The following is a 13,212-nucleotide window of genomic DNA, read 5'->3' as shown; positions in this document are numbered from 1 at the left end:
ATTGTTCGAATGGGGAGTCTCGCGAAATGGCGTCAGAGGACGATTTTGAACCGAAGCTCGGTAAATTACGGTCTCAGACCCCAAAACTGTCGAAATCCTATCGTTCGAAGGTGCTCCACGCCGTTCAGCGCGCCGGCGGTCGCAAAGCCGGTCGAACCGGCCACGGCACCAACCCTGGGTATGGACGGGGTGCGGGCGCCGCGCGGGTGCTTGCCGGCATACCTGGGCGCGGGCGGCAAACGCGTCGGGTGACGGTCAAGGCGCGCTTCGTAAAACTCGCCGGTCCGGGCTTTCGGGCAGCCAAAGCGCACCTGTCCTATCTTCAGCGCGATGGGGTGACGCGTGACGGTCAACCGGGCCAACTCTACGGCCCTGAAACGGACCGTGCAGACGCCTCGGAATTCATGGCCCGATGCGAGGGCGATCGCCATCAGTTCCGCTTTATCGTCTCGCCTGAAGACGGCCTGCAATATGACGATCTGAAGCCCCTGACGCGGAAGGTCATGCGGCAAATGGAAACTGACCTGGGCACTTCGCTGGAATGGACGGCTGTCGATCACTACAACACCGGCCGTCCCCACACCCATATCGTGATCCGCGGACGCGACGATAAGGGTAAGGATCTGGTCATCGCCCCCGAATATCTCAGCGCCGGGTTCAGGGAGCGGGTCGCCGCCCAGATCACGCTCGATTTGGGGCCTCGGTCCGAGCGCGAAATCCTCATGGCGCGTCAGGCCGAAATCGATGCCGAACGGCTGACCTCGATCGATCGGCAACTGCGGCGCGAGGCCGATTCCGCCGGAGTCGTACTCCCGAGCCACCGGCCCCCTGTAGAACACGCGCTGCGCACCGGCCGGCTGGTCAAACTGGAGGCTCTCGGGCTGGCCGAGAAAGCGTCAGCCGGTCAGTGGCGCCTGCATCCGGACATGGAGGCGACCTTGCGCCAGATGAGCGAGCTCGGCGACATCATCAAAACCCTGCATCGGGCGCTCAAAGACAAAGGCCTTGAGGCGGCCGTGCCGGATGCGCAGACGCACCTGTCGGGGGCCACGGTGGTTGGACTTACTGGCAAGCTGAGGGGACGTCTGGTCGAGCGCGGCCTTCAGGAGGAATTCAGTGACCGCCACTATCTTGTTCTGGAAGGCACGGATGGGCGCGCCCACTATATCGACATCGGCTCAGGAAGCCAGACCGTGCTCCTTCCCGAAGGGGCGATCCTAGAGATTACGCCCCGTGTGCCAGCGGTGCGGGAAGTGGACCGCGCCGTCATGGCGGTCGCCGAAGTGAGCGGGGGCTATTACAGCGTCGATCTGCACCTCAAGGCCGATCCCTCGGCGCGTCAGGCCTTCGCGGAAACCCATTCCCGACGGCTCGAAGCGATCCGGCGCACGACCGGTCAGATCGAGCGGCTCCCGGACGGCCGCTTTCGCATCGACAGCCATCACCTTGAGAAGGCGATGGCCTACGAACAAAAAGAGGCGGCCCGCAGCCCAGTTTCGGTGGCCGTTGTAGCCTCGCAGACGCTTGAGCGCCAGCAGCGCTTCAACGGCGTGACCTGGCTCGACAAGGAATGGGTGGCAGGCGATCATGGCGCGTTCGCTAAAACGGGGTTCGGCGGCGAGGCGTGGGCGGCCATGCAGGCGCGGCAGCAGTGGCTGGTCGAGGAGGGCTTGTGGACCCCGGCCAGCGGCGATCCCGCGGCTCTGGCTCCGTCGGTTCTGAACGTCTTACATCGGCGCGAACTGAGGGGTTTGTCCGCTAGGCTTGAGGTGGAAACCGGCAAGGCGTTTCGGGTGGTCGGCACAGGCGCGCAAGTCGAGGGCCGCCTGCGTGAGATCGTTGAGATGGGCTCGGGTAAATTCGCAGTGGTCGAACGGGCCAAAGACTTTGCCCTCGTGCCGTGGCGGCCGGTGCTTGAGAAGCATATCGGCAAAGAGGTCTCGGGCATGGTCCGCGAGACCGGCATCAACTGGCGGATCGGGAGAGATCTCGGAAGGGACATAGACTGAGGCGATAGGGTGCGTTTTCGTTAAGTGGAGATGTGCTGCAAAATCAATCGGATGGGTTGTGATTCGAGGGCGGCATGTCTGGGGCGGTTGCGGAAAAGAAAAAGATCGTGGATTTGGATCGTCGATTCTACGATGTGTCTCAAACGAGCGACACAGAGCAAACCTATAGAGCCAACTTCAGAGGTTTCGGCTCGGAGAAGTCAGGCATGCCGTGGCTCGCGCTCCTGGAGCAAAAGCTTGTCGTCATTTTGGGGGCCGCGGGCTCAGGCAAATCGACAGAAATCAAGGCGCAGGCCGCTCGTCTTCGGCTGGAAGGAAGTCTTGCCGTGATATTTAGGCTGGAAGCGCTATGCCGGAGTTCGGCAGACCACAGCATAGACCCTAGACGCCTTCAACGTTGCCTTAAAGCCGGCCGATTAAGGGGTTTGCAAGGAGGCTTTTTTTAGATTTCCAGATCCGGCGTGTGGTGTTCGGCCGCGCATTGGTAGCCAGCGGCAAAGGCTTCAGCCAGAGTTGTTACGCCCATGGCCCCGACTGCCAGAAGATAACCAAACCCTGCGGTGGCTAAGGTGGCAACGCCGCGTTCGTCATCGAAAACAAAGCCGAGCCGTCGGCATTCGTCGGCGCCGAGCTGGGATTGCAGTTTCTCGATCGGCCCCATGTGCTCGAAATCGATGACCTTGCCGGTTGTCATGGGCGCCTCCGTCTAATGCCTCTCAATATATCACCCTGCCGGGCCGCCGGCAAAACACGCCTTGCCAGCTAAAGTGATCATGCGGATTTGACCGTAAACGCCCCTATCCTCCCAAGCCGTGGAGACAGGTAGATTGTCGGCACCGTCCAGGCACGACTGCTAGGAATTGGGTTCAAGGACAACGGGCCCGCGCGGATGCAGGCGCCTCAGGGCCACACGGGCTTCGCAGGTCAGAATGGCGAAAGACGAGATCTGGCCCTCGGCCGTATCGGCGTGATCTCACAGGCCCGCAAACGCTGGGGGCTGGTGGCGTGCGCTTTGGACGCGCCAGCAGATTTTTGCGCCGGTCGGACCAGTCCATTCGTAATAGTGCGAAGCAGGCACGAGCACGCGTCGCTTGAGGTCCCAAGCGTTTTTGAAGGTCGGTTTGGTGTGGGGGTCATCGAGACGTGCGTTGAACGTGGTCAGCTTCCAATCCTTCTGCAAGGCCCTTGTGTGTGGCCTGGAAGAACCATCAACGCATGTCCTTCAGGACCGTCTCACCTCCACGGTTCTTGACGAACACTGAGGCGAGATCGGTCGGCCGATAATCCTGATATCGACGAATATTTGAAAAAGGGGCCACCACATCGAGGAAGCCGGCGTGGACCTCCGCCTCGCGAGGACTGCATATCGACCGCACATGCACTCACGCCTCACGCCACTACCCCTGCGAGATGGTGACAGGTGGCGGGCGGTCATTCACACATTTTTTTGAGCAACCCATTACCCGTCGTTCACCGTCTAACGGCTTGTGACTCCACGCAAAAACGCCGAGGCGGGGTCCAGTGACATTTTTTTTAGCATGATGGTTCGACAATAAGTCCTCTTGACAGCTTACCGGTCGCGGGAACAAAAAGAGAACATATTCGTAAATTCCAGAAAGGATGTGAGCATGTCATGGGCCGAGACAACCGATCCCAATTCCATGCCCTTAGAGCCCGTTTCGGCAATGGACGCGGTACCGACCGAACCGTCCTGCCGCTCGGAATCGAAGAGGTCGATCACAAACTGCCCGGCGGGGGACTGGTTCGTGGCGCCCTTCACGAGGTCGCCGGCGGGGCCAATGGCGCCGTGGACGGGGCAGCCGCAGCCGCTTTTGCCGCGGGCGTAGCGGCGCGAACCGGGGGGAGGGTGCTGTGGTGCTTTGCCCAGCCCGACCTCTTCCCGCCAGCCTTGGCCCAATGCGGACTGACGCTCGACCGCGTGGTCTTCTTCGAGTGTCGCGACGAGACGGCTATTCTAGGGTGTTTTGAGGATGCCCTCCGACACGGCGGTCTGAGCGCCGTCGTGGCTGAGATAGGTCATCTGAGCCTGAAAGCCTCACAGCGACTTCAGTTCGCGGCTGAGGTTTCCGGCACGATGGGCATCGCCGTGCGGCGCTGGCGGCGGCAGACCGAAGCCCGTGATTTCGGGACGCCGACAGCGGCGTCCACACGCTGGCGAGTGACGGAGCTCGAAGCGCAGAGCTTGCCGGTCCGCGGTGTTGGGCCCGGTCGTTGGCTTTTGGAATTGATGCGGGCGCGCGGAGGAGAATGCGCCGATTTTGAAGTAGAGGCGTTCGACAATGCACAGGGTTATCTCGGTCTACCTGCCTACCTGGCCGACCGACCGGCTGCGTCGGTTGCCGGCGGGCGCCGCGCCGCCTCCTGACGTTCCACTGGTCCTGAAAGGATCGGACGGTCGCCGGCGGGTTGTGACTGCCGTTGATGCGTTTGCCCAGTCTCTGGGTATTCGCATCGGTATGTCTGTGGCCAAGGCGCAAGCCCTGGTCAACGATCTTCATTTGATCGATGCCGCCCCTGAGGCCGACCGAAATGGCCTTGACGATCTCGCGCTCTGGGGCCTGCGTCGATACTCGCCCATCGTAATGGCCGATCCGCCCGACGGGTTGGTGCTTGACGTCACCGGTGCCGCGCATTTGCATGGCGGTGAACGCCCGCTTCTGGAGGATCTTGTTTCTCAACTGTCTGCCAAGGGCATTGCGGCGCGGGTGGCGATATCTGAGACGTGGGGCGCGTCGCACGCCTTGGCACGCTTTCTATCGGGTCCGATAACGCTCATCGAACGTGGTAAAACCAACGACACCATACTGAAACTGCCGGTAGAAGCTCTCCGCCTACCTGCCAATACGCTCGATGGCCTGCGTATCCTGGGCTTCGACAGCATTGGCGAACTGGCGTCTCAGCCGCGAGCGCCGCTGACCTTGCGGTTCGGGCCGGAGCTGTTTCGCCGCATCGATATGGCCTTTGGCAGACTGGCAGAGCCGATTTCGCCGATTGAACCGCCTGAAATGATCGTGACGCGCAAAGCCTTTTTCGAACCGATCAGTGCGCCTGAAACGATAGCGAAATACACGAACCTTCTAGTCGAAGACCTTTGCCTCCATCTGGAAGAGGCTGGGCAGGGCGCTCTTCAACTGGACCTGCGTTTCCATCGTGTCGATAGCCGGGTCGAGGCCATCCAGATCAAGACGGCTCGGCCCGTCAGAAACGTCAAGCGCCTGTCCCGGCTTTTGTGCGACAAGATCGAGACCGTCGATCCGGGGTTCGGGATCGAGCGCATGGTGTTGGCGGCTACACTGACGGGGTTGCTGTCTCCGCACCAGACCTATGCGACCTACGGCGAGGCGGCGCCGCCCGATGTCGAGGATTTGTGGGATACGCTCAATAATCGCTATGGCGCGATCGCACGTCTGTACAAAGCAGAAACTTCGCCCAGCGATATTCCGGAAAGGGCGATCCTGCGCCTGCCGCCGCATTCCAAAGCCATCGGCTCGACGCGCAATGTGCGGTTTCGCCGGCCGTTCAGGCTGTTGCGGCCGCCCGAACCCATGCAAACCATGGCCCTCTTGCCGGACCATCCGCCGGTGTCCTTCCAGTGGCGCGGTAGCCGCTATCGTGTGACTGCCGCTGACGGGCCAGAGCGGGTGCGCGGCGAGTGGTGGCATACCGAGAAAGAGGCCGGAAAGGTCAGGGATTATTTCGTTCTTCAGGTCGAAGGCGGCGAGCGCTTCTGGGCTTTCCGGACAGGGGACGGTCAGAACGAAGATACGGGCAGCCTGCGCTGGTATATGCACGGGAAATTCGTCTGATGGCAGGCCATGGCGGCATCCCCTATGTCGAACTGCAATGTGCCTCGCACTTTTCCTTTTTACGGGGCGTCTCGTCATGCGACGAGTTGTTCGAGCAGGCCAAGGTCCTGGGTATGGAAGCCTTGGCCATTACCGATCGCAATACGCTCGCGGGTATTGTTCGGGCGTTGGTCGCCTCGCGTGCCACAGGGGTCCGCCTCATTATCGGTTGTCGACTCGATCTGACAGATGGCAACTCCCTCCTGGTCTATCCCACCGATCGGGCCTCCTATGCGCGACTGAGCCGCCTCCTGTCACTCGGCAAAAGCCGGGCGGGGAAGGGGAAGTGCGACATCGACTGGACCGATGTCGAAGACTTCAGCGAAGGCCTGATCGCCATCTACCTGCCCGATGAGGCGGACGACCAGTGCGGGCTTCATCTGAAGCGCTTCAAAGCGATATTCGGGGAACGTGCCTATGTGGCGCTGACGCTGCGCCGTCGGCAAGGCGACTATCTGCGTTTTCTGGCACTGTCGAATCTTGCCGCCCGCGTACGGGTGCCGATTGTGGTGACTAATGACGTTCTGCACCATGCGCACGACAAGGCCATGCTCCAGGACCTGGTGACCTGTATCAGAAATCGCTGCACCATAGATGATCTGGGCGATCGGCGCGAACTCTATGCCGACCGTTTCCTGAAATCGCCCGAGGAAATGGCACGGCTATTCCCCGACTATCTGGAAGCCTTGCGGCGTACCGTTGACATCGCTGAGCGCTGCCGCTTTTCGATGGAGGAATTGACCTACCAGTACCCGGCCGAAATCACCGACGATGGTCTGGTGCCGATCGAACGCTTGAAACGTCTGTCGTGGGAGGGCGCAAAATGGCGGTTCCCGGAAGGCGTACCCGCCGAAGTCATTAAGCTGCTGAAGCACGAGCTGGGTCTGATCGAACAGTTAAACTATGCGCCGTACTTTCTGACGGTCAATTCGATCGTGCAGTATGCCCGCTCTATTGGAGTGTTGTGCCAGGGGCGCGGCTCCGCCGCCAATTCCTGCGTCTGCTATGTTCTGGGCATTACGTCGATCGACCCTGCCCGGAATGATCTGCTGTTCGAGCGGTTCATCTCGGCCGAACGCGGCGAACCGCCTGACATCGATGTGGATTTTGAACATAACCGGCGTGAAGAGGTCATGCAGTGGGTCTTCAATACCTATGGCCGTCATCACGCTGCGCTATGCTCCGTCGTCACCCGCTATCGCACACGTGGGGCTTTGCGCGACACCACGCGCGCCCTGGGCTTGCCCGAGGACCTGATCAAGACCCTGTCGTCGCAGGTCTCGCATTGGTCGCGGGACGGGTTCAAGGCGGAGGACGCTGCCGGGCTGGGGATCAACCTGAACGACCGGCGCATCCGGCTGGTGATCGATCTGTCGCGCCAGCTCATGGGCGCCCCCCGTCATTTGAGCCAGCACCCCGGGGGCTTCGTCCTGACGCACGACCGGTTGGATGAAATGTGCCCGATCGAGCCGGCGGCGATGAAGAACCGGCAGGTCATCGAATTCGATAAAGATGATATCGAAGTCCTGAAGTGGATGAAGGTAGACTGCCTGGCGCTCGGTATGATGTCGGCGATGCGCCGGGGGCTCGATCTCCTTCGCCAGCATAAGGACATCGACCTCAATCTCGCGACCATCCCTTCCGAAGATCCCCGGACATACGCCATGATCCGGCGAGCCGATACAATGGGCACTTTCCAGATTGAAAGTCGCGCTCAGATGTCGATGCTGCCGCGCATCAAGCCCAGAACATTCTACGATCTGGTCATTGAAGTCGCCATTGTCAGGCCCGGGCCGATCCAGGGGGATATGGTTCATCCCTTTTTACGGCGCCGGGAGGGCAAGGAGCCCGTCAGTTATCCGTCGCCGGAGTTGGAAGCCGTTCTGTCGAAAACCTTGGGCGTGCCCTTATTTCAAGAGCAAGCGATGCGGGTCTGCATGGCCGCCGCGGGGATGTCGGCGGCGCGCGCAGATTTGGTTCGCAGGGCAATGGCGACCTTCAAATTCACCGGCGGGGTCAACAAGTTCCGCGATGAAATCGTCGAAGGCATGCTCAAGAACGGATACACTCAGGATTATGCTGAGACGCTGTTCGGGCAGCTTGAAGGGTTCGGCAGCTATGGTTTTCCAGAAAGCCACGCCGCTTCGTTCGCGCTCATCGCCTATGCCTCGTCCTGGCTGAAGTGCCACCATCCCGATGTCTTCTTGGCGGCGCTGCTCGATAGTCAACCCATGGGATTTTATGCCCCAGCCCAACTGATCCGGAATGCCCAAGAACACGGCGTCCAGATACGGCCGGTTTGCGCCAATAGCTCGCGCTGGGACTCGACGCTGGAACCGACCAGCCACCCGAACCGGTTTGCTGTCCGCATGGGCTTTCGCATGATCAAAGGGCTGAAGAATGCTGACATGGCGACACTGCTTGCCGCGAGAGGTGAGACACCCTTTAAATCCTTGCAGGACCTATGGCGCCGGTCAAGTGTGCCGATCTCGACGCTCCAGACCCTGGCGCGGGCTGATGCCTTCAAACCCTGCTTTGGCCAGGAGCGCAGAGAGGCGCTGTTTGGTCTGAAAGGGATGCGCGACGAACCCTTGCCGCTGTTTGCTGACCTGCTGGACGCTGAAGGCGGGCATCAGCCGGACGCCATCGAGCCGGAAATGCAGCTTAAACCCATGACGGCCGGCCATTCCGTTGTCGAGGACTACAATACCCAGGGCTTCAGCCTGAACCGGCACCCGATCCAGTTCCTGCGCGGGGAGTTGAAGGATAGGGGCCTGATGTCCTGCAAGGAAGCTATTGCGGCACCTGACGGCAAGTACGTGAAGGTGGCGGGGCTGGTGCTGGTGCGTCAGCGGCCGGGATCGGCGAATGGCGTGACCTTCATGACGATTGAAGATGAGTCGAGCGACATGAACATCATCGTTTGGGAAAAGACAGGACAGCTTTTCCGGCGGGTTTTGCTGGCTTCGAGCCTTATCGAAGTGTCGGGGCAAATCCAGAAAGAGGGGCAGGTGGTGCATTTAATCGCGCGTACCCTCAATGATCTTTCGACGCGTCTGGCAACGATCAGCCAGCGCGACGTCGCAATGAACCTGCCGCATCAGCCTGGCGACGAGTTCCGCAATGGTGGCGCGCTGATGGATTCGCGGATGGCGAAGTCGCCAACGGGTCATGCTTTGGTGAAGGCGCGGGATTTCAGGTGATACGCACATGACACGCCCATTGTATCCAAACGTTCGCACTGTTCAGGTTTTGACACTGTGACCGAAATGGGCGGTTACACTTGGGACACACCATCAAAGTCGAGGGATGTATCTGACTCATGGGATTGCGGCCTGACGACATACCTATAGAAGCTAGCTTGGGCGAAGCTTGAAAGTTTTGGACGCCTTACAAATTGAAATGAAACGCATTCGACAGCACCGCCCTCGGGCGATAACCACCGAGTAAAGTTCCTGCCCCAAACGTGAAATTCACTCGGGTCGCGCATTTGCGGCAGAAGGTGAATCGCAACTACAAATTCTTTTTTTCCGACGTTGAACTTGCTGAAAATGACGTCGTCTTTTGGTGTCGGTTCTCCTCGCCGAAAGCGCCGGATCCGGCGTTCCAACTCCCTGAGGGACTGAGGTGGCTGGTTAAGAAGCGTGTTGATGATATCGAAACGGTGGCGCTGGCTTTTATCCCGATATAGATTGACAATGATTTCACGCCATAACGGCGGGTAAAGTTCATTGATTTCAACGACACTGCGATCTTGTCTTGGCGTTTTAGGCTGGCGAACCGCGCCATCGGAATCCTGAAAAATGACTTTGCGACCATCGAGCACCTCCGGATTGATCCAAAATCCGTTGTTTAGGTAGGCGGACAGCACATCCTGCTCGTCGCCATGGAAATCGAGCACCTGTTCAAGGGTGGCCCGACGGCTTAAGTAATGGACAAAGGATACCTCGCTGTCGAGAAACCGAACGATCATCTGCAGTTCGCCCAGTGTGAGCGCCGGAGTCCACGGAGAATCATCTCCTACAAAGCCTAGATCTCTTAGATAGGCCTTGGTGCTTGTCAGCACAGTGAAATGCTCGAGGCAGATGCTGTAGTTGAAAACAACCTTTGGCCTGTCGAGCTGCAGATCGATCAGCTTTCCAGTTACCTTATCTCGAAGTTGAGCTTTAGCGCCGGACGTATCGAGGTATTTCTGAAGTCGATCCGCTTGTCTGGCAGGCTCGATGAAAAGCTCATTTATATTCTTCTGAAGGCTTTTTAGGCCGCCGCGCCGGGCGGCATCTTTAATATGGCCAGACTTGGCTTCGAACACGAATAGAAAGTTGCCGACTACGGCGACAATGTCGTTTTCCCATATTTTACCATCGTCTGTGTCGGTCCATGTAACGTTGCGGTGGATTGAAGCGCTTGGCATTGCTGTCGCGAGCAGATCAAAAACCGCATCTTCAAGATACTTGCTCCGGGCCTGCTCGTAGGATTTCTCAAGACTTGCGTGCCCTTTTACAAATTGTTCGAGGATGAGGAATGGAAACGAGAAGATCAGTGATGGCAACGGCGCGAAGAGATTGTCGTCTGCGGTTCGCACGTAAGGCTGTCGCCAAACAGGATTGTTGAGGTAGATATGGTCCGGGTTCTCGCCCTTGAGCTCGCCTGGCCGGATCGCAAGTTGATACAAGGCCGCAACGATTTCCGGCGAGAAGCTGGTATTAAGCTCATCCTGGGTAATGGTGAACGCCCACGGGTATGCCAGTTCCGAAACTTGAAAGCCTGCGTCTTTCAAGTCTTTAAGGGTTCTGAATTTATCAGTTCGATCGCGCCAAGCGCGGTCCGCCAAGGGGTAACAGGCGCGAAAAAAATCTATAGCTTCTGAGGCGCCTGCCTTATCCTTCGCCTCTAGCAGGCGATAGACCTTGCTCCAATAAAAGCTCAGGTTCTCGCCGATGATTTCAGAAATCCGAACACAGGCTCGAAAGAGATCAGACAAACGATAGCCGAGCACTTTTTCCGACGGTCCATCGATCCGACCGAAAAGTGCCTGCATTGTTTCAATGCAATCCTCGTGTTTGAAGAGGTTTCGATAGAACATCGTTCCCACCTGAGTCTGTCGGATGACAAACCGCTCAATCGGGGAAACGCCAGCTTTATCAGGTTGTTGCTTAAGAAACGCATGCATATGCTTGTCGACGAGAGGCCATAACCGCATCATGTTTCCGGGCGAAGCCGGAACATGCCTTGTCTCATCACATAGTAAGAGAAGGCACTGGATAATCTCAACATGTGCCTGCTGAAGCGTCTCCGGACCACGCTGCGAATGCTGAGCGTCCAGGTAAATCCCAGCCGCCGTTCGGGCGGCCACCATATAAGGGTCGCGAACTTGAAAAAATCGGCAGAGGGACTTGCGAGTAGTGGCGAATTCGTGAGCCCAGTCTTCCCGACTTCGGGTTGTTTCAGCGTCGGAAGCGCTGCCCTCCGATATTTCGGAGAAGGAATAACCGGGAAGTCCGGCTTGTAGATCTTTCATGTGCATCCCCCGTGAAGCCACTCAATATCAGGGCCAAAAGGAAAAACTTCAATCCTTACAAGCTTATTTAAGCTCAACCCAGGATTTGCCGTCTTGCCGCAGATTGAGATCGACGGTTATGTTCGATTGAGTGGGGGATGGAACGGGGGGGATCCAGAACTTGGCGACGTCGAAAGCCATTTCCAATCATTTGGAGTCAATCGAACACATCAAGGCAGTCGACTTACAATAATACTTCCCGCCCTGTTTCTATGATGAAGGACGCTATGGACAATACGAAAGATGATTTTCGGCACGAGTTTTGGGCGGAAGAGTGTGCCCGCTACGGCGATCAGAGCGTCGGCGAATTGTTCAGAGCGCAGGGATGGGCCACGACATCGCAAGTCGTGTCAGGCATGCCCTGCGCCATTCTCACCGGTTCTTTAAACGGGATCACGCGCCGAGTCGCCCTCTTTCCACGCTACAAAATTGCGATGCAATTTCGCGAGGCGGTTATCGGCTCGGCCGATCTACTGCTGTTTCACACCGATCTGCTGTCTGGAGACCCAGCCCCGCAGAGTGAAGGCGGGGAGGGCTGGCCCAAACGTGACGCTGACTTCTGGGCCTACCTCATGGAGTGGAACAGGCTGGCCTGGCCCGGTCAGATGGCGCCGGATACGCCATTGGATCTGAACGATGGGGATCGTCGTGAGATCGACCAGACCCACGCGCTGAAGTCGGAAAACCCGTTAGCCGCTGTGTGGTTGCGGCTCGCTAGGTTGCAGAGTGTCACACTGGCGCGGAAGACCATCAAGGCGCGCTGCGTGGACCAGCCACTTGAGGAAAGCGGTCTCGACAGCAAAGCCACGGGGGTGGCCTTTGCCCTGCGCAATGCCGCCGACTATTACCGGCTAAGTGACGCCGGCAATCTCAGCCAGCGCATTCTGAACCTCTATTATGGAACGATGTCGTTTGCAATCGCTGAAATGTTGGCGCGTCCGGACGGGCCGACGCGATTGGAAGAGGTCGAAAGCGGCACAAAGCAAGGGCATGGGCTCTATACCTTCGATGGCGCAAGCGACGAATTTAAGGACATACATGTCGGCGCATTGGCCAGCGGTTTCTTCGGCACTTGGGTCGCGAATTCAGGCGTGTCGGATTATCGGATGTCGAGCAAGAAGGCAAAAGCAGCGGCCGACATCCCCGGACTGACCGACGGAAGCTATATTACGCTTGAGGGCCTGCTCGCTCGCATCCCGGAGATCGGAGACCTCTACGAGGAGGTTTTCGACGCACCGAATATGTGGATCCGACCGGTCTATATTGACGAATGGAACGAGCAGATGGGATCGATTGGAGGAAGGCCGGCGGAGCGCACTTACTGTCTTGTAATCGATGCGTCTGGTAGACTGAGCAAGGCCGAGGTAGCGGCGTTTCCGTTTAATCTGTCCGAGGTTCGTGAGATCAATCGGCGGGGCAGGGCGCGGTATTACAAAGTCGCCTTTGATCATCCTGGGCACGACACATGGCATGAAGCGCTTGCCTACCACAAATCACCACTGGGTCCGTCGTCACTGATTAAACCGATATTCGGTCAGGTGGGCGATTTCCGGATGATTTGCTTCGTCCTTCTCTATGCTCTGTCAATTATCGTACGCTATCGCCCAAGCCTGTGGCGCCGGCTTCAGGAGGGCGATCTTGATCACGTTCGCGCACTCATTGAGACGTTCTTGGTCACCGTGGAACGGCTTCTGCCGCAGCATTTTCTGGCGTCAGTTACAGGAAATCCCATTGACCAGTAGCTCTGTGATCGATGGAAGCTTTGCGCGTTGAACCC

The 13,212-nt window shown here is 58.4% G+C and carries 8 protein-coding genes; 5 read left to right on the top strand and 3 right to left on the bottom strand.

Annotated elements, in window-relative coordinates; translation table 11 throughout:
• Nucleotides 1-26: 26 nt before the first annotated feature.
• Entirely contained in the window at nucleotides 27-2,009 is a 1,983-nt protein-coding gene (gene rlxS, locus Q0072_RS02855) for a relaxase/mobilization nuclease RlxS (RefSeq protein WP_298325450.1), read from the top strand.
• Between the two features lie 442 nt (nucleotides 2,010-2,451).
• On the opposite strand, the gene Q0072_RS02850 is transcribed toward rlxS, so the two are convergent.
• Together Q0072_RS02850 and Q0072_RS21885 are read right to left on the bottom strand one after the other, a co-directional pair.
• The gene (locus tag Q0072_RS02850; protein WP_298325447.1) at nucleotides 2,452-2,703 is read right to left on the bottom strand and encodes a hypothetical protein; all 252 of its coding nucleotides are present in this window, start codon (nucleotides 2,701-2,703) and stop codon (nucleotides 2,452-2,454) included.
• A 279-nt stretch (nucleotides 2,704-2,982) separates the two neighbouring features.
• Nucleotides 2,983-3,189: an SOS response-associated peptidase family protein gene (locus Q0072_RS21885; protein WP_366941774.1), complete on the bottom strand. Its 207-nt coding sequence runs from the start codon at nucleotides 3,187-3,189 to the stop codon at nucleotides 2,983-2,985.
• A 453-nt stretch (nucleotides 3,190-3,642) separates the two neighbouring features.
• Here Q0072_RS21885 and Q0072_RS02845 point away from each other — a divergent pair, with 453 nt between their 5' ends.
• The 3 genes from Q0072_RS02845 to Q0072_RS02835 are packed head-to-tail and all read left to right on the top strand — an operon-like array spanning nucleotide 3,643 to nucleotide 9,078.
• The gene (locus Q0072_RS02845) at nucleotides 3,643-4,395 is read left to right on the top strand and encodes a damage-inducible protein (RefSeq protein ID WP_298325445.1); all 753 of its coding nucleotides are present in this window, start codon (nucleotides 3,643-3,645) and stop codon (nucleotides 4,393-4,395) included.
• A complete protein-coding gene (locus Q0072_RS02840) occupies nucleotides 4,310-5,836 on the top strand; it encodes a DNA polymerase Y family protein (protein WP_298325442.1) in 1,527 nt (508 codons plus the stop codon). Before Q0072_RS02845 ends, Q0072_RS02840 begins: the two co-directional genes overlap by 86 nt.
• Nucleotides 5,836-9,078 (top strand): error-prone DNA polymerase, encoded by a 3,243-nt coding sequence (locus Q0072_RS02835; protein WP_298325439.1) that lies wholly within the window; start codon nucleotides 5,836-5,838, stop codon nucleotides 9,076-9,078. Before Q0072_RS02840 ends, Q0072_RS02835 begins: the two co-directional genes overlap by 1 nt.
• Before the next feature lie 74 nt (nucleotides 9,079-9,152).
• Here the strand turns inward: Q0072_RS02835 and Q0072_RS02830 are convergent, their stop codons facing one another.
• Nucleotides 9,153-11,396 carry a hypothetical protein gene (locus Q0072_RS02830; protein ID WP_298325436.1) on the bottom strand — a complete coding sequence of 748 codons (2,244 nt, stop codon included), beginning with the start codon at nucleotides 11,394-11,396 and terminating at the stop codon, nucleotides 9,153-9,155.
• 266 nt (nucleotides 11,397-11,662) lie between these two features.
• Between Q0072_RS02830 and Q0072_RS02825 the strand changes: the two genes are divergently transcribed.
• Entirely contained in the window at nucleotides 11,663-13,177 is a 1,515-nt protein-coding gene (locus Q0072_RS02825; RefSeq protein ID WP_298325433.1) for a hypothetical protein, read from the top strand.
• Nucleotides 13,178-13,212 lie beyond the last annotated feature (35 nt).

This window comes from Asticcacaulis sp., from assembly GCF_027484505.1.
Lineage (GTDB): Bacteria > Pseudomonadota > Alphaproteobacteria > Caulobacterales > Caulobacteraceae > Asticcacaulis.
This window is presented reverse-complemented; position numbering and strand designations above follow the sequence as displayed.